The 16,434-nt window shown below is 69.9% G+C and carries 13 protein-coding genes, 2 tRNA genes and 1 pseudogene; 11 read left to right on the forward strand and 5 right to left on the reverse strand.

Annotation, left to right across the window (positions count from 1 at the left end):
- Positions 1–226 precede the first annotated feature (226 nt).
- The 4 genes from gyrB to GPA10_RS30085 all read left to right on the forward strand — a co-directional run bounded on the left by gyrB (position 227) and on the right by GPA10_RS30085 (position 5,882).
- A complete protein-coding gene (gyrB, locus tag GPA10_RS30070) occupies positions 227–2,326 on the forward strand; it encodes a DNA topoisomerase (ATP-hydrolyzing) subunit B (RefSeq protein WP_343041475.1) in 2,100 nt (699 codons plus the stop codon).
- 73 nt (positions 2,327–2,399) lie between these two features.
- On the forward strand, positions 2,400–4,994 hold the full coding sequence (gene gyrA, locus GPA10_RS30075; RefSeq protein WP_058850045.1) for a DNA gyrase subunit A: 2,595 nt from the start codon (positions 2,400–2,402) through the stop codon (positions 4,992–4,994).
- Positions 4,995–5,014: 20 nt separating this feature from the next.
- Positions 5,015–5,683 (forward strand): DUF3566 domain-containing protein, encoded by a 669-nt coding sequence (locus GPA10_RS30080; RefSeq protein WP_343041476.1) that lies wholly within the window; start codon positions 5,015–5,017, stop codon positions 5,681–5,683.
- Positions 5,684–5,805: 122 nt separating this feature from the next.
- Positions 5,806–5,882 (forward strand) — tRNA-Ile (locus tag GPA10_RS30085).
- 368 nt (positions 5,883–6,250) lie between these two features.
- Here GPA10_RS30085 and GPA10_RS30090 read toward each other — a convergent pair.
- The gene (locus tag GPA10_RS30090) at positions 6,251–6,589 is read right to left on the reverse strand and encodes a DUF6344 domain-containing protein (protein WP_058850047.1); all 339 of its coding nucleotides are present in this window, start codon (positions 6,587–6,589) and stop codon (positions 6,251–6,253) included.
- A 338-nt stretch (positions 6,590–6,927) separates the two neighbouring features.
- Between GPA10_RS30090 and GPA10_RS42085 the strand changes: the two genes are divergently transcribed.
- Both GPA10_RS42085 and GPA10_RS30100 read left to right on the forward strand, forming a co-directional pair.
- Positions 6,928–7,056 (forward strand): DLW-39 family protein, encoded by a 129-nt coding sequence (locus GPA10_RS42085; protein ID WP_003999697.1) that lies wholly within the window; start codon positions 6,928–6,930, stop codon positions 7,054–7,056.
- Positions 7,057–7,700: 644 nt separating this feature from the next.
- Entirely contained in the window at positions 7,701–8,876 is a 1,176-nt protein-coding gene (locus GPA10_RS30100) for a hypothetical protein (protein WP_157168244.1), read from the forward strand.
- Between the two features lie 137 nt (positions 8,877–9,013).
- Here GPA10_RS30100 and GPA10_RS30105 read toward each other — a convergent pair whose 3' ends face one another.
- Together GPA10_RS30105 and GPA10_RS30110 are read right to left on the reverse strand one after the other, a co-directional pair.
- Complete coding sequence (locus GPA10_RS30105; RefSeq protein ID WP_157168245.1) at positions 9,014–10,918, reverse strand: serine/threonine-protein kinase; 1,905 nt, start codon at positions 10,916–10,918, stop codon at positions 9,014–9,016.
- 52 nt (positions 10,919–10,970) lie between these two features.
- Positions 10,971–11,519: a helix-turn-helix domain-containing protein gene (locus GPA10_RS30110; protein ID WP_030559663.1), complete on the reverse strand. Its 549-nt coding sequence runs from the start codon at positions 11,517–11,519 to the stop codon at positions 10,971–10,973.
- 186 nt (positions 11,520–11,705) lie between these two features.
- On the opposite strand from GPA10_RS30110, the gene GPA10_RS30115 reads away from it, so the two are divergent.
- Positions 11,706–11,778, forward strand: a tRNA-Ala gene (locus GPA10_RS30115).
- Between the two features lie 588 nt (positions 11,779–12,366).
- Here GPA10_RS30115 and GPA10_RS30125 read toward each other — a convergent pair.
- Together GPA10_RS30125 and GPA10_RS30130 are read right to left on the reverse strand one after the other, a co-directional pair.
- Positions 12,367–12,768, reverse strand: coding sequence for a rodlin (locus tag GPA10_RS30125; protein ID WP_157168246.1), 402 nt, complete (start codon positions 12,766–12,768; stop codon positions 12,367–12,369).
- A 226-nt stretch (positions 12,769–12,994) separates the two neighbouring features.
- On the reverse strand, positions 12,995–13,405 hold the full coding sequence (locus GPA10_RS30130) for a rodlin (protein WP_343041477.1): 411 nt from the start codon (positions 13,403–13,405) through the stop codon (positions 12,995–12,997).
- A 329-nt stretch (positions 13,406–13,734) separates the two neighbouring features.
- On the opposite strand from GPA10_RS30130, the gene GPA10_RS30135 reads away from it, so the two are divergent.
- The 4 genes and pseudogenes from GPA10_RS30135 (at position 13,735) to GPA10_RS43830 (ending at position 16,285) form a co-directional block, all read left to right on the forward strand.
- The gene (locus tag GPA10_RS30135; RefSeq protein ID WP_157168247.1) at positions 13,735–14,136 is read left to right on the forward strand and encodes a rodlin; all 402 of its coding nucleotides are present in this window, start codon (positions 13,735–13,737) and stop codon (positions 14,134–14,136) included.
- Positions 14,137–14,363: 227 nt separating this feature from the next.
- Positions 14,364–14,597, forward strand: a complete 234-nt coding sequence (locus GPA10_RS30140; protein ID WP_343041478.1) for a chaplin — start codon at positions 14,364–14,366, stop codon at positions 14,595–14,597.
- Between the two features lie 122 nt (positions 14,598–14,719).
- A pseudogene (locus tag GPA10_RS44150) lies at positions 14,720–14,866 on the forward strand (chaplin family protein); the annotation flags it as partial.
- A 495-nt stretch (positions 14,867–15,361) separates the two neighbouring features.
- Positions 15,362–16,285 carry a chaplin gene (locus GPA10_RS43830; RefSeq protein WP_343041479.1) on the forward strand — a complete coding sequence of 308 codons (924 nt, stop codon included), beginning with the start codon at positions 15,362–15,364 and terminating at the stop codon, positions 16,283–16,285.
- Positions 16,286–16,434: the final 149 nt, after the last annotated feature.

Below are 16,434 nucleotides of genomic sequence, written 5' to 3' on the forward strand. Positions count from 1 at the left end.
TCTGGGACCCCGGGGCCGCATATGGGGAGTCGGCTGAGCCCGGTTCAGGGCGGCACATGAGGACTCAGGTACCGGCAAACCCCCATCACTGTCGGCGCTACCGGTAGACTGGAAGCCAATCCCGCCCCAAGCGTGGGGAGCGACGGGAGAAGCTGAGCAAGAGCTGAACCAGGCTTATTGACGCAACACGCCGCAGCCGCTCCGGCCAGCGCCGGGAGCTTGGCTTGTGCTGTGCCAGAAAGGGCGCTTCGTGGCCGATTCCGGCAACCCCAACGAGAACATCCCGTCCACTGCCGCCGGCGACCCCGGCGCCCTACCTCCCGAGGCCCATGAGGCCGCGGCGGAGGGTACGGCGTACGACGCCAGCGCCATCACCGTCCTCGAGGGTCTGGACGCGGTCCGCAAGCGGCCCGGCATGTACATCGGCTCGACCGGTGAGCGTGGTCTGCATCACCTGGTCCAGGAAGTCGTCGACAACTCCGTCGACGAGGCCATGGCCGGGCACGCGGACACCATCGACGTGACGATCCTGGCGGACGGCGGCGTGCGCGTCGTCGACAACGGCCGCGGCATCCCGGTGGGCATCCACCCGGTCGAGAAGAAGCCGGCCGTCGAGGTCGTGCTCACGGTGCTGCACGCGGGCGGCAAGTTCGGCGGCGGCGGGTACGCGGTCTCCGGTGGTCTGCACGGTGTGGGTGTCTCCGTGGTGAACGCGCTCTCCACGAAGCTCGCCGTGGAGATCAGGACCGACGGATACCGCTGGACGCAGGACTACAAGGGCGGCGCCCCGACGGCACCCCTGGAGCGGCACGAGGCCACCGACGAGACGGGCACGTCCGTCACCTTCTGGGCCGACGGCGAGATCTTCGAGACGACCGAGTACTCCTTCGAGACGCTGTCGCGGCGCTTCCAGGAGATGGCGTTCCTCAACAAGGGCCTGACGATCAGGCTCACCGACGAGCGCGAGTCGGCCAAGGCCACGGCGGGCGCCGACTCCGCCGAGGCCACCGACGACACCGCCGAAGAGGTCCGCACGGTCACGTACCACTACGAAGGCGGCATCGTCGACTTCGTGACGTACCTCAACTCCCGCAAGGGTGAGGTCGTGCACCCCACCGTCATCGACGTCGAGGCCGAGGACAAGGAGCGCATGCTCTCGGTCGAGATCGCGATGCAGTGGAACTCGCAGTACACCGAAGGTGTCTACTCCTTCGCCAACACCATCCACACGCACGAGGGCGGCACCCACGAAGAGGGCTTCCGCGCCGCGCTGACCGGTCTGGTGAACCGGTACGCCCGCGACAAGAAGCTGCTCCGCGAGAAGGACGACAACCTCACGGGTGAGGACATCCGCGAGGGTCTGACCGCGATCATCTCGGTCAAGCTCGGCGAGCCCCAGTTCGAGGGCCAGACCAAGACCAAGCTGGGCAACACGGAGGCCAAGACCTTCGTCCAGAAGGTCGTGCACGAGAACCTGACGGACTGGTTCGACCGCAACCCCAACGAGGCCGCGGACATCATCCGCAAGGGCATCCAGGCAGCCACCGCGCGCGTGGCCGCCCGCAAGGCCCGTGACCTCACGCGCCGCAAGGGTCTCCTGGAGACCGCGTCGCTGCCGGGCAAGCTCTCCGACTGCCAGTCGAACGACCCGACGAAGTGCGAGATCTTCATCGTCGAGGGCGACTCCGCCGGCGGCTCGGCCAAGTCCGGCCGGAACCCGCAGTACCAGGCCATCCTGCCCATCCGCGGCAAGATCCTGAACGTCGAGAAGGCCCGCGTCGACAAGATCCTGCAGAACCAGGAGATCCAGGCGCTGATCTCGGCCTTCGGCACCGGGGTCCACGAGGACTTCGACATCGAGAAGCTCCGCTATCACAAGATCATCTTGATGGCGGACGCCGACGTCGACGGCCAGCACATCAACACCCTGCTCCTGACGTTCCTGTTCCGCTTCATGCGCCCGCTCGTCGAGGCCGGACACGTCTATCTGTCCCGGCCGCCGCTCTACAAGATCAAGTGGACCAAGGACGACTTCCAGTACGCGTACTCGGACCGGGAGCGCGACGCGCTGATCGAGATGGGCCGCCAGCAGGGCAAGCGCATCCGCGAGGACTCGGTCCAGCGCTTCAAGGGTCTCGGCGAGATGAACGCCGAGGAGCTGCGCATCACGACCATGGATCAGGAGCACCGCGTGCTCGGTCTGGTCACGCTCGACGACGCCGCCCAGGCCGACGACCTGTTCTCCGTCCTCATGGGCGAGGACGTCGAGGCGCGCCGCTCGTTCATCCAGCGCAACGCCAAGGACGTCCGCTTCCTCGACATCTGAGCCGGTCAGGCACTCGAAGTCGCCGACTGCCGACTACTGACTGCTGACCGCACCGAAAGGATCTTGACCGGCCATGGCCGACGAGAACAACCCCACCACGCCCGAGGACGACGAGGGCCAGACGCTGCGGATCGAGCCCGTCGGGCTCGAGACGGAGATGCAGCGCTCGTACCTCGACTACGCGATGTCCGTCATCGTGTCCCGCGCGCTGCCCGACGTGCGCGACGGCCTCAAGCCCGTCCACCGCCGCGTCCTGTACGCGATGTACGACGGCGGCTACCGCCCCGAGAAGGGCTTCTACAAGTGCGCCCGCGTCGTCGGCGACGTCATGGGCAACTACCACCCGCACGGCGACTCCTCGATCTACGACGCGCTCGTCCGTCTCGCCCAGCCGTGGTCGATGCGGATGCCGCTGGTGGACTCCAACGGAAACTTCGGCTCCCCGGGCAACGACCCCGCCGCCGCCATGCGCTACACCGAGTGCAAGATGGCGCCGCTGTCCATGGAGATGGTCCGGGACATCGACGAGGAGACCGTCGACTTCACGGACAACTACGACGGCCGCTCCCAGGAGCCCACCGTCCTGCCGTCCCGCTTCCCGAACCTGCTGATCAACGGCTCGGCGGGCATCGCGGTCGGCATGGCGACCAACATCCCGCCGCACAACCTGCGCGAGGTCGCCGCGGGCGCCCAGTGGGCCCTGGAGCACCCCGAGGCCAGCCACGAGGAGCTGCTCGACGCCCTCATCGAGCGCATCAAGGGCCCGGACTTCCCGACCGGCGCCCTCGTCGTCGGCCGCAAGGGCATCGAGGAGGCGTACCGCACGGGACGCGGCTCCATCACGATGCGCGCGGTCGTCGAGGTCGAGGAGATCCAGAACCGCCAGTGCCTGGTGGTCACGGAGCTTCCCTACCAGACGAACCCGGACAATCTCGCTCAGAAGATTGCCGACCTGGTCAAGGACGGCAAGGTCGGCGGCATCGCGGACGTCCGCGACGAGACGTCCTCGCGCACCGGTCAACGCCTCGTCATCGTGCTCAAGCGCGACGCGGTCGCCAAGGTCGTCCTGAACAACCTCTACAAGCACACGGACCTCCAGACGAACTTCGGCGCCAACATGCTGGCGCTCGTCGACGGCGTCCCGCGCACGCTCTCCCTCGACGCGTTCATCCGGCACTGGGTCGGCCACCAGATCGAGGTCATCGTCCGGCGCACCAAGTTCCGGCTGCGCAAGGCCGAGGAGCGCGCCCACATCCTGCGCGGCCTGCTGAAGGCCCTGGACGCCATCGACGAGGTCATCGCGCTGATCCGGCGCAGTGACACCGTGGAGATCGCGCGCGGGGGCCTGATGGACCTCCTGGAGATCGACGAGATCCAGGCCAACGCCATCCTGGAGATGCAGCTGCGCCGCCTGGCCGCCCTGGAGCGCCAGAAGATCGTCGCCGAGCACGACGACCTCCAGGCGAAGATCGACGAGTACAACGCGATCCTGGCCTCGCCCGAGAAGCAGCGGGCGATCGTCAGCGAGGAACTCGCCGCCATCGTCGACAAGTTCGGCGAGGACCGCCGCTCCACCCTCGTGCCCTTCGACGGCGACATGTCCATCGAGGACCTGATCGCCGAGGAGGACATCGTCGTCACGATCACCCGCGGCGGCTACATCAAGCGCACCAAGACGCACGACTACCGCTCGCAGAAGCGCGGCGGCAAGGGCGTGCGCGGCACGAAGCTCAAGGAAGACGACATCGTCGACCACTTCTTCGTGTCCACCACGCACCACTGGCTGCTCTTCTTCACCAACAAGGGCCGGGTGTACCGCGCGAAGGCCTACGAGCTGCCCGACGCGGGCCGGGACGCCCGCGGCCAGCACGTGGCGAACTTGCTCGCCTTCCAGCCGGACGAGCAGATCGCCGAGATCCTCGCGATCCGCGACTACGAGGCCGTGCCGTACCTGGTCCTCGCCACCAAGGCCGGTCTTGTCAAGAAGACGCCACTGAAGGATTACGATTCGCCTCGCTCCGGCGGCGTCATCGCGATCAATCTGCGGGAGACGGACGACGGCGCGGACGACGAACTCATCGGCGCCGAACTGGTGTCGGCCGCTGACGATCTCCTCCTGATCAGCAAAAAGGCCCAGTCGATCCGCTTCACGGCGACCGACGACGCACTGCGTCCGATGGGCCGCGCAACCTCCGGCGTGAAGGGCATGAGCTTCCGCGACGGCGATCAGCTGCTCTCGATGAATGTGGTCCGGCCGGGTACTTTCGTCTTCACCGCCACCGATGGTGGGTACGCGAAGCGGACCGCCGTCGACGAGTACCGCGTCCAGGGCCGCGGTGGCCTCGGTATCAAGGCTGCCAAGATCGTGGAGGACCGCGGCGAGCTCGTCGGCGCGCTGGTGGTCGAGGAGACCGACGAGATCCTCGCCATCACCCTCTCCGGCGGTGTGATTCGTACGCGAGTCAACGAGGTCAGGGAGACGGGCCGTGACACCATGGGCGTCCAACTGATCAACCTGGGCAAGCGCGATGCCGTGGTCGGTATCGCTCGTAATGCCGAGGCCGGGCGCGAGGCCGAGGAAGTCGACGGTGACATCGTCGTCGACGAATCGTCCGACGGTGAGCCGGCCGTCGGTACGGACGAGGGCACCGAGTCCCCCGCCGAGTAGCGCGAGGAGAGAGAGTCATCGTGAGTGGAGCCACGGGCGCCGGAGCCGCTGGAACTAGTGGAACCGGTACGGAAGGTGCCCGTGGCTCAGCCACCGATGCACCCGACTCGCACGAGTCTCATGGATCCCAGGGGGGGACTGTGACAGACACCCGAGGCCGCGCCGGTACGGACACCGGCAGCGGCGCCTCCGGTGCCCTGCCCGGCGAACGGCAGCCGCAGCAGACCAGCAGCCAGCCGTACCACCCGCCGCAGGCGTACCAGGCCGCGCCCGCCGGCTCGGTGAAGCGTCCCCGCACGGGGGCGCGCACCACCCCGCGCACGCGCAAGGCCAGGCTGCGGGTGGCCAAGGCCGACCCGTGGTCGGTGATGAAGGTCAGCTTCCTGCTGTCCATCGCGCTCGGCATCTGCACGATCGTCGCGGCGGCCGTGCTGTGGATGGTCATGGACGCGATGGGCGTCTTCTCCACGGTGGGCGGCACGATCTCCGAGGCCACCGGGTCGAACGAGTCCAACGGCTTCGACCTCCAGGCGTTCCTCTCGCTGCCGCGCGTGCTGATCTTCACCTCGATCATCGCGGTCATCGACGTCGTCCTCGCGACGGCCCTGGCGACGCTCGGCGCGTTCATCTACAACCTGTCGGCGGGCTTCGTGGGCGGCATTGAGCTGACGCTCGCCGAGGACGAGTAGGACGGTCCCGGGCGGTCCCGGGCGGTCCCTCGAACGCCGGGAAACCCATCGATTTTGGGACTGGCCCGCACGTGCGCTAATCTTCAGAGGTCAGCGCGCGGGGCCACCCCGCAGAGCGCGGCGGGGCTATAGCTCAGTTGGTTAGAGCGCATCCCTGATAAGGATGAGGCCACAGGTTCAAATCCTGTTAGCCCCACCAGCCAGAAGACCCCCGGTCGATTACGATCGGGGGTCTTTGTCGTGAGGGTCTTTGGTGTGAGGATCTTCGGCATGGGGGGCCTCGGCATGCAGGAAGTCCCCGGGGGTCCCGGCCGGCCCCCGGGGCGGTCCCCGTCGGTCCCAGGTGGGCCCGGTCGGTCCGCGGGGGGCAGGGAATTCTGCGTCCTCGGACAGGTGCGGGGGTTCGATCGTGCCCTCGCGTACATCACTGCCCGCGTATACGACTGCTCGCGTATACGACCGCTCGCGTACATCTACATCGCGAGGAAGCCCCCGGCCGGTGTGGCCGGGGGCTTCCTCGCAGGTCCTTGACGTGGTGCGTGGTGCGTGGCGCGTGGTGCGCCGTTTCTACGGCTCCGGGGCGAGGTGTTCCTCCGTGGGCACCTGGGTGTCGTCCTGTGCCTCGGTGTCCGTCGTCGGCAGGTGGCGGCAGCTCGGGGTGGCGCCGTGGGCCTCCGCGCGGATGCGTTGCTTCATCGTCGGTGGCAGCGACCGTTCGTACGCCGCCGTCCACAGGGCCGCCATCGCCGCCGTCGGGCTCGCGGGGCTCTCGCACGTCGTCGTGGCGCGTTCTGCCGGGGCGGCCGCCGTGGCGTTCGTCGTGAGTCCCAGCGTCGCGAACAGGGCGAGCACGGCGGTGACGAGTGCGGTCCACAGCTTCATGGCCTTGGAGGCGGAGGCGGTCATGGCCCCTCACTTTCAGGTTGGGCGATTTGCGTACTTTCCTCATGATGTGTATGTCGAGCCCGAAGTGCGGGACCGACGCCCGCGCGCCGTGGATGTTCAGATGAACACCACCCGGATGGGCGCAAGCGGCACGAGAAGCCCAGGAAACAGGGCAAGGGCGGCGAACATCACAGTCGGGCATGCGGGCGCGGAGCCTCGTGATCCGCTTCTACTGCGGTGTTCGGAGCCGGAGTTGAGGGCAGCCGGGCGGGCCGATCCAGGTCACCGACCGGTATCGGTCGGTGTGTATAGTCGGGCGGCAGAAGTCCCCTACGTCAAAGGAAAGACGAGGTCGCGCGGTGAAGAAGCTTCTCCTGGTCGCACTGGCCGCCATCGGCGGGCTCCTCGTGTACCGCCAGATCCAGGCGGATCGCGCCGAGCAGGATCTGTGGACGGAGGCGACTGACTCCGTGCCCACGGGTTCGTGAGCATCGACAGCAGTCTCGTCACAGGGCCCCGATCGCTTGAGCGGTCGGGGCCCTGTGCTGTGCCGGGGCCTTTTTGTCCCGCTTCTTCTCCCGGGTGGCGGGGTTCCTCCGCCGCGTGTACAAGGACTGACGATGTGAGCGCGGTGCACGTGGGCCGCTCCCTCGCCGCTCGCCCGCCGCGACGTCACCCGGACAGTTCACTCGCGTAATTTCATTCCTTGCTTGAGCGAATCCAGTGGAGGGTGTGGGTGGGGGGTCGGGGCACGCACGCTCGGGCGGCGCGGTTCGTCGGGGTGGTGCTCGGAGGGGTGCTCTGCGCGACAACGTTGCTGGTGGACGGCGCGATGGCACGGTCCGACAGGGCGGAGGCCGTGGCTCGGCCCGGACCGAATCCGTATGCGTTCGCCGACGACGTGAAGAGCGTCGCCGGTGCGACGAGCACGGCGGGGAGCCGGATGCTCGTGCCCGGGGCGACGTACAAGAGCGCCATCGGGCACCCGGGACCGGGGCCGACGGCTTCGGGGTCCGGTTCCAATGGGTCTGGTGGGTCCGGTGGGCCCGGTGGGTCTACTGGGTCCGGTGGGTCCTCTATGCCCTCTGGATCTGCCGGGTCTGCGTCTTCCAGGCCGTCGAGGACCGCGGGGGTGGCTCGGGGGAGCGAGCTGTACTACCGGCTCGAACTCGGGGCGCGGGACACCGTGTACGTCTCCGTCACCGCGCTGCCCGCGCTCGGCAGCCGCGTCGTCTTCGCCGACGGCATCAAGGTGTCCGTACAGGACGCCGACGGCTTCACCTGCGACTTCGGCTCCGCACGGTTCGGGGCGGCGCTCGACCCGCGGCCGCTCACCGCGTCCGCGGTCCGCAGGGGCGGGCCGCAGGAGAGGCGGTGCGGGACGGCCGGTACGTATTACGTCGTCGTCGAGCGGACCACCTCATCCCGTTCGCCGGTGGAGTCGTCACCCACGGAGAAGCCGTCATCCTCGGAGGACTGGGACCTGGAGCTGTCCGTCGCCTCGGAGCCCGCCCTGGCGAAGGCGGGCCCGACGACCCCGCCGCAGGCCTGGGACTCGGCCCCGCCGGAGCCGCACGCCGGGGTGCCGCTGACAAGGGAGGGCGGCAGCAGCTTCGCCACTGCCAGGGCCCTGAGCGCGGGCGCGTGGGCCGACCGTGTCAGGGCCGGGCAGACGCGCTACTACCGAGTGCCCGTCGGCTGGGGCCGGCGCCTGTCCGCCACCCTGGAGATCGGCAGCGGTGCGCGTACCGGTGACTACGTGACGTCCGCGCTGGTCATGGAGCTGTTCAACCCGGTGCGGAGCCGGGTCGAGGACGTCGACGCCGCGTACGACGGCCGACAGCGGACGGCTTCCTTGCCGCCGCTGCCGCCGGTCGCCCACGAGAACCGCTACGACGCGCTCAACCGGTTCTCCGGGATGCGGTTCGCCGGGTGGTACTACCTCGCGGTGCACCTCCACCCCGACGTGGCCACCCGGTTCGGCACGGATGCCGTCGGCCTGACACTGCGCGTGAACGTCGACGGAGAATATCGCCCCGGACCCGCGTACGCGGGAACGCCGCGGCCCGCCGACGCGTTCACCATTACAGAGAGTGATGAATCGGCTGCGCGGAAGGGGGTCGGTGGGGACGGTTCCGCCGGGTCCGGGGCGGACGGGGACAGGGCCTCGGGCGCGTCCGGTGAGGGCGGGGACAAGGCGATGAAGGTGCTCGCGGCGGCGGGCTTCGGTACGGGGACCGTGCTGCTCGCGGTCCTCGGGGTGTGGCGGGCGGTGTCGCGGCGCCGGACCTCCCGGACGTCTGCCTGAGGGGCCGTCAGGGCGGCTTCTTCGTACGGCTTTTCCGTACGGCGTTTGTGTACGGCGTTTGTGTACGGCTGTTCGTGCGGATCTTCCGTACGGGATCTCTGTACGGGGTCTTCGTACGGCGCCTCCGTTCGGTGCCCTCAGATCTGACCGAGGGCCCAGAAGCCGACCGCGAAGCAGGCCAGGGCGGCGAGCAGCATCGGCAGCGCCACCTTGACGGGCGGCCCGGGGCGCGCCGCGGGTGAGGCGGCACCGGCGGCATGGCGTGCCTGGTGACGGACCGGGGGCCCGGCTTCCGGCAGCGGGGAGGGCGTGGGCGCCGCCGTTCCCGGCGCGGGGACGCCGTTGAGGAGCGCGTTGTCGGGCTGGGCGGCGTACGGAGAGACGGCGGTGTTCGGAGAGACGGAGGCGTATGGGGAGACGGAGGCGTATGGGGAGACCGAAGCGTATGGGGAGGCGTAGGCGGGCTCGGTGACCTGCCCGCGGCCCTGCCCCTGCCCCGGCGCCGGTGCAGGGAGGTGCGCCGGAAGCGGTGTGGGGGGAGTGGGTGGCTGTACCGGCTGTGGTGGTGGTGTGTGGGTGTGCGGCGGCAGGGCCGGTGGGGGGAGCGGGAAGCTGCCGGACTCCGACAGGACCGTGGGCTGGTGGGGCGCGGGCGGGACCGGTGAGTCCGGTGAGCCGGGTGCATGGGGTGGTGCTGCTGGGTGCGGCGAGGCCTGGCTTTGCGGGGACACCGGTGACGGAGGGGGCACCAGGGCCTGCGGCGAGTTCGGAGGGTGTGGTGTCGGAGGGTGCGCGGGCGGGGTCGGCGGGCGTGACGGTACGCCGTGGGAGGCGCCTGGGCGGCTGGATCCGCCTGGCTGTGCCATCCGCGCCGGGGTGGGCGGCTGTGTCGCGGACGGTTGCCCTGCGTAGGGCTGTGGGGCGGAGGGCTGCGGTGTGGACGGGTGAGACGTGGAGGGCTGGGGTGCGGAGGGCGGAGGTGCGGAGGGCTGGGGCGTGGCGGGGTGAGGCGTGGGGGGATGAGCTGTGGAGGGGTGGGGGGTGAAGGGCTGTGGTGTATGCGGTGTGAGGGGAGGGGGTGTGTGCGGCTGGGGCGTGGCGGGGTCCGTCGTGCGCGGTGGGGCCGGGGGCGGCCGCAGCGGCGCCGGCTGAGGCGCGCGCGTGAGGGGGCCGTCGGGGCCGAATCCCGTGGGCAGCGGGGCGAGTTGGTCGAAGATCTCGACGGCTTCGTCGTCGGGCCCGGCGTCGGGCAGCATCTCGACGGCGGAGGCGAGCGCCTTGCGCGCTCCCGTGGCGGTACGGAACCGCGCCTGCGGATCGGGTTGCAACAGCGTGGCGAGAACCTGCCAGAGCGGCTCAGGGACGCCGAGGGGCGCCCCCGGGGTGCCGTGCGCCGCGAAGTGCTCGATGAGGGCCTTGGCGTCCGGTTTGGCGCCCTGGAGGAGGTACAGCGCGACCAGGCCGGCGGCGAAGAGGTCGGCGGTGAAGTCCGGTTCGGCGCCCATCATCTGCTCGGGCGCGAAGTAGCCGGGCGTGCCCACCACGTAGTCCGTCTCGGTGAGGCGTGGCTCGCCCTTGCGCATGGAGATGCCGAAGTCCGAGACGCGCAGGTGCGGCCGTCCCGTTCCGGTGGCTTCGAGGAGGATGTTGGCGGGCTTGATGTCGCGGTGCACGACACCCTCGGCGTGCACGGCCGCGAGACCGGCGAGGAGCTGGTCCAGCAGGGTGCAGGCGAAGCGGGCCGGCAGCGGCCCGTAGTCGCCGATGACGTGTGCGAGGGAGCCGCCGGTGATCAGGTCCATGGTGAAGAGGACCTGGTCGTCGTCGGCGGCCCAGCTGGCGGGAGCAAGCACGTGCGGATGGTCGATCCGCAGCGCCTGCTCCCGCACGAAACGCAACAGCGTGTGAGCGTTCCGCTGCTGAAGGACCTTGGCGGCCACATAGCGGCGCCGGCGATGGTCCCAGGCACGCCATACGGCGCCCACTCCCCCGCGGCCGACCGGGTCGACGAGTTCGTACCGGCCGGCGAAGACCTCACCCATGGTCGTGCCCCGCTCCCCTTCCGGGCCGCCCGGCAGCGGCCCGGCCGGCGGCTCAGCTCTGGTGCGCCTCGTAGTGGGCGACGGCGTCCGCGGTGCGGCCCGCTCCGTATACCCGGAGGAACTCTGCCAGCTCCGGGTGGGTCGGGGCGAGCGTGTCCGCCGCATCGATGATGTCGCCCGCCGCCGCGACGGAGCGCAGCAGCGACTGGATCTCACGCACCACACGCTTCACCGTGGGCGCGCCCGAACTCGTGGTGGACTGGGCCGTGTTGGTCAGTACGGAACCCCCCTGAGATTTCTTGATCTCGTCCATGCGGTTGGTCGCCTCGGCGGCGCTCACACTGCCGTCCGCGACCTGGCCCGCCAGCTCCTGAAGGAGCTGGACGCGCTGGACGACGGCCGGATTGCCGATCTTGGCGCGCTGGCCGCTCATCAGCTGCGACAGCATGGGTGCGGACAGGCCGAGCACCCCGGCGAGCCGGGCCTGGTTCAGGCCCAGGTCGTCGATGAGGCGACGGAAGAGTGCCCCCAGCGGTTCCCCGTACCAATTCCGCTGGAGCTCCCGTGCTCTTGCGGTCGATTCTTGTTGCGCAGCGTCCATGTTGCGTCTCCCCATCGCTTCCCCAAAGGACCGCGGTTCGCTGCCGCGAACCACGTCGAGCATCTTACGGAGAGTGGTCGCGGACGGGGACCCCCAATCCTTTTGCGAGATCCGGGGGGTGACCCGGTACTCTGGTCTGCGACGCCTGCCGGGGTGTGATCCGTACGCACCGGCATCGTCGTCCTCGGGGCCTTAGCTCAGTTGGTAGAGCGCTGTCTTTGCATGGCAGATGTCAGGGGTTCGACTCCCCTAGGCTCCACTGCACATAACCCCTCCGACCTGCGTAAACGCCGGGTGGAGGGGTTTTTGCCGTGCGTGTGGGGCGTGCGGGGTCCGGGCGGCCTCGTGGGTGTCCGGGGCGGTGTGCGGGGTTCCCGGGGTTCCCCGTGGTGATGTGGCCCGGGAGGTTCCGGGGGCGGCTGTGGTCGAGTCGGCAGTGGCGTCCCGGGGGCCCGGCCGTCGGGGGCGGGGTTCAACGGGATCCCTGAAGCGGCGACCTGGTGGGGCCGTGCGGAGGGGTGGAGCGCTCCTGTGCGGGGGTGGCGCCGGCGTTGCCGAGGCCCGTGTCCACTGGTTTGCAGATGTACTCTCGCGGGGCCTCTGTACGCTTCTGGCCACCCCGGCGGAGCCCTGCGGATCGATCAAAGCTTTGCTAACGCTACTTGACCGTTGTTCAGTAGTGGTCGGTGCGGTCCTGGCCCTGGTCCCGATCCGGGCTCCGGTTCCGGCCCTGGCTCCGGTTCCGGCTCTGGCTCCGGACGCGCGAGGTGGCCGCCACGAGGAGATGTGGCGGCCACCTGGTGCGGAGCCGGGAGGGGCAGGGGCTGGGCGGGCCCCCGGGGGGGCGTCAGTGGTTGTTGACGCCGTTGCCCGAGAGGGCCGAGATGTCGTCCAGGATGTGCGACAGCGGCTCGTCGCCCTTGGCCTGCGTGGAGTTCTCGGTGCAGATCTGCTTCTGCTCCGCCGACAGGATCGGGACGTCCTGGACGGCGATGTTGACCAGGCCGACGAGGGAGCCGACGTTGGCGTCGACCGGAATACCGGCACAGAGCTTGTTCAGGGAGCCCTGAACGAGCGTCATCTGCGGGCTCATGTTGCCCTTGGTGCCGGAGTTGCCGAACGACTGCTCCGCGCCGTTGCCGCTCATGGACGCGGTGCCCGTGTCGTCGCCGATGGCGAGCGCCGTAGGCGCCGCGAACGCGGTCATTCCGGCGGCGGCGATGGCGGCGGTTGCCAGCATCTTCTTCATGGTGAGGGATTCCCTTCGGAGACTGGCTCCGTTGCGGAGCCGCATGCTGATGAACTGCGGGGTGGAGCGTTGGTTGCGGCGAGTAGCCCGGTCAGCGGATCGCTGTGCTCGGCACAGCGGGGCGCTGTGCCCGGCCCGCTGCGACGGGCCACATCACGGCACGGCACCGGAACCGAAAACAGCGGGCCGCCGAGGAGAGGTGGCGGCCCGCTGGCTTTTGGCCGTGTCAGTGGTTGTGGGTGCCGTTGCCCGACAGGAGCGGGATGTCCTGCAGGATGTGCGACAGCGGCTCGTCGCCCTTGGCCTGCGTGGAGTTCTCCGTGCACTGCTGGGTCTGCGGCGCCGACAGGATCGGGATGTCCTGGATGGCGACGTTGACCAGGCCGACGAGGGAGCCGAGGTTGGCCTTCGCGGGCAGCGCGATACAGGGCTTGTTGAAGGACCCCTGGATGAGCGCCATCTGCGGGCTCATGTTTCCGTAAGTGGCGGAGTTGCCGTACGACTGCATGGCATCGTTGCCGCTCATCGTCTGGGTGCCGCTGTCGTTGCCGACGGCAGCCGCCGTGGGCGCCGTGGCAGCCGCCGCTCCGACAACAGACGCCGATACCGCGGCCGCGGCCATAACCTTCTTGAGCACAGCATTTCCCTTCTGGATATGAACCCCGTCCCTGGAGCACCCTGAGCAACTGCGCCGGACCTGCGGAGTTGCTGCGGTTCACTCTGATGGACCATTAATGGGCCCGCTGCGGTGCTTTTTGTACCTCTTACCGCGAGGTGCTGTACGGATAATCCGATTGCCTGCCGTGCGACGGGACGTGAGCGAGGGGAGTGCGTGCCGCAAGAATGCGCCGGTTTGCCTCCTGACCCCGAAAAGATCCGATGGAGTGAATGAGCGGAACCAAACGTCGGAGGGTGAGTTGAGCAGCCCGCAGTAACCTGTGCGTTCGCCCAGAAAAGGAACAGCAAATGCTCAAGAAGGCAATGGCAGCGGCTGCAGTCGCAGTCTCCGTCGCCGGTATCTCCGCCCCTACCGCGATGGCCATCGGTGACGACAGCGGTACCCAGTCGATGAGCGGCAACGGCGCCAAGCAGGCATTCGGAAACTCCGGCACCAAGGGCGACATGAGCCCGCAGCTGTCCCTCGTGCAGGGCGCACTGAACAAGCCCTGCCTCGGGATCCCGATCGACGCCAACGTCGGCTCCCTCGTCGGCCTGGTCAACATCGCCGTCCAGGACATCCCGATCCTGTCGGCGGAGCAGAAGCAGATCTGCACCGAGAACTCCACGCAGGCCAAGGGCGACGAGCCGCTGTCGCACATCCTCAGCGACATCCCGCTGCTCTCGGGCAACGGCGCGCACAACGGCTGAGCTGCCGCACCGCGAGCCGCTCGGGCCGCCCTCCTCCTTCGAGCGGGGCGGCCCGCGCGGCTTTTCGCTGCCCGGACGCATTCGAGTGACTTGATGAAATCCCGGATACCGCCGGTTTCTTCTGCTCTTGTCGATCGTTGGTCAGAACTCAGGTCGCGGTGCGGGTGAAGATGCTGCCCGCCCGGCTCCCACCGCCGTCAGGCGCGACCGGTCAGAAGGGAAATGCTGTGCAGCTCAAGAAGAGCGCAACCGTCATTGCTGGAGCCGTCGCGGCACTGAGCTTCGGTGCCCCGGCATTCGCCGACTCGGGCGCCGGCGCGGTGGCCGCCCACTCTCCGGGCGTCATCTCCGGGAACGCCATTCAGGTTCCCATTCACATCCCCATCAACCTGTGCGGGAACACGATCGACATCGTCGGTCTGCTGAACCCGGCGTTCGGCAACAAGTGCCTCAACGACTGATGTAACGACTCAGCCGTCCCGGCTGTGTCTCCGCCGGCCTTGGCAGGCCCCGAGGGTCCCAAGGCCGGCTTCCCTTCGCTCAGAGGAAGACCAGTAGATTGCGACAGGCCCTCACCAAAGGGATGCTTTCTGCGGCGGCCGCCACGAGCATCCTGTCCCTGCCCGGTCAGTCCGCGTTGGCCGCGGACGCGAACGCGCAGGTCACGGGTTCGCCCGGCTTCTTGTCGGGAAACAACGTGCAAGCCCCGCTGGAGGTGCCGCTGAACGTCTGCGGCAATTCGGTGAACGGCGCGGCCGCCCTCAACCCGACCGCGGGCGCCTCCTGTGCGGGTGGCGCCTCGACCGCCCCCGCTCCCCGGCCCGCCCCGGCTCCGCAGCCCGCGCCCGCGCCTGCGCCTGCGCCTGCGCCCGAGCGTGCGGCCCCGCAGCCCGCGCCCGCCCCCGTGGCCCAGCCCGTTCCGGCGCCCAGGCCCGTGCCCGAGGTGAAGCCGGTTCCCGCGCCGAAGCCGCCGCCCGAGGTGAAGCCCGCGGCGGTGAAGCCGGTGGAGGTGAAGCCGGCACCGGCCCCGAAGCCCGCTCCGGCTCCTGCGCCCGCGCCCGCTCCTGCGCCCGCGCCCGCGCCCGCACAGAAGGCCGCGCCCGCACAGAAGGCCGCGCCCGCACAGAAGGCCGCGCCCGCTCCGAAGGCGAAGCCGGCGCCGAAGCCCGCGCCCGCCCCCGAACGCCCGGCGCCCAAGCCCGCGCCTGAGGCGAAGCGGGCGCCGGTGGCGAAGCCGGAGCGCGCCCCCGCGCCCGCTCCCGAGCGCAAGGCCACCAAGTCCGCGCCCAAGCACGCTGCACCCAAGCGCGCTGCGGCCAAGCCCGCTCTCAAGCGTGAGGCCCCCAAGTCCGCTTTCAAGTCCGCGCCCAAGCACGCGGCTCCCAAGGCGAAGCAGGCCCCGAAGCACGCGGCCCCCAAGACCGTGCTCAAGCGCGAGGCGCCCAAGCCCGCTCCCGAGCGCGAGGCGCCCAAGCCCGCGCCTCAGAGTGTGGCCCCCAAGCCCGCGCCCGAGGCGAAGCCCGCGCCTGCCCCGAGGCCCGCGGCCGAGACGAAGCCCGCACCGGCCCCGAAGCCCGTCGCGAAGCCCGCGGCCGAGCGGGTCGCCCCGGAACCGGCGCGCGGTGGCGGGGACGGCGGCTCCCGTGCCGAGGGCGGCGCCGCGCACTCGCCGGGCGCGGTGGCGGGCAACGTGCTGGACGCCGTGCTCGACGTGCCGGTGGACATGTGCGGCAACACCGCGAACGTGGTGGGGCTGCTCGCACCGGCCATGGGGAACATGTGTGACGACCCGGCCGGGGAACCGCACCGGCCGCGGCAGCCGCACCGTCCGCACGAGGATCCGCCGCGGTCCGACCCGCCGCGGTCCGAGCGTCCTGACGAGCGGGGCACGCCGCCCGTGGAGCAGCCCCGGGCGCCGCGCGGCGCCCCCCGGGCCACGGAGTTCCTGGAGGCGTCCGCGACCGCGAGGCCGCGTCCCGCGGAACGGGCCGAGGCACCGGCGCCGCACGCCTCGGCTCCCGGGCCCGAGGCCGGGGAGCAGCTCGCGGAGACCGGCATGGACGAGAACGCGCTCGCCGCGGCGGGTGCCGCCGCCGGGCTGCTGCTCGGTGGGGCGCTGCTCTACCGGCGTGGACGCCGCGTCTCCTGAACCGGAGCGCACTGTGGAGCCGGAGCGCGCGCCCCTGCGAGGGGGCGCGCGGTCGTCGGAGTGACACCTTGTGACAAGTGAAGTGCCGGAGCAGCACGGAGTCCGGCACACGCGGGAAGGACGGACGGGCCGGTGACGGCCCGTCCGTT

The sequence above is a fragment of the Streptomyces typhae genome, from assembly GCF_009755605.1.
Classification (GTDB): Bacteria; Actinomycetota; Actinomycetes; order Streptomycetales; family Streptomycetaceae; genus Streptomyces; species Streptomyces typhae.

What these genes read in the sequence shown, in the direction of transcription:
- gyrA (WP_058850045.1), top strand. Translation starts at nt 2,400, where the DNA reads ATGGCCGACGAGAACAACCCCACCACGCCCGAGGACGACGAGGGCCAG.
- GPA10_RS30125 (WP_157168246.1), bottom strand. Translation starts at nt 12,768, where the DNA reads ATGAAGAAGATGCTGGCAACCGCCGCCATCGCCGCCGCCGGAATGACC.
- GPA10_RS30110 (WP_030559663.1), bottom strand. Translation starts at nt 11,519, where the DNA reads ATGGACGCTGCGCAACAAGAATCGACCGCAAGAGCACGGGAGCTCCAG.
- GPA10_RS30105 (WP_157168245.1), bottom strand. Translation starts at nt 10,918, where the DNA reads ATGGGTGAGGTCTTCGCCGGCCGGTACGAACTCGTCGACCCGGTCGGC.
- GPA10_RS30090 (WP_058850047.1), bottom strand. Translation starts at nt 6,589, where the DNA reads ATGACCGCCTCCGCCTCCAAGGCCATGAAGCTGTGGACCGCACTCGTC.
- GPA10_RS30135 (WP_157168247.1), top strand. Translation starts at nt 13,735, where the DNA reads ATGCTCAAGAAGGCAATGGCAGCGGCTGCAGTCGCAGTCTCCGTCGCC.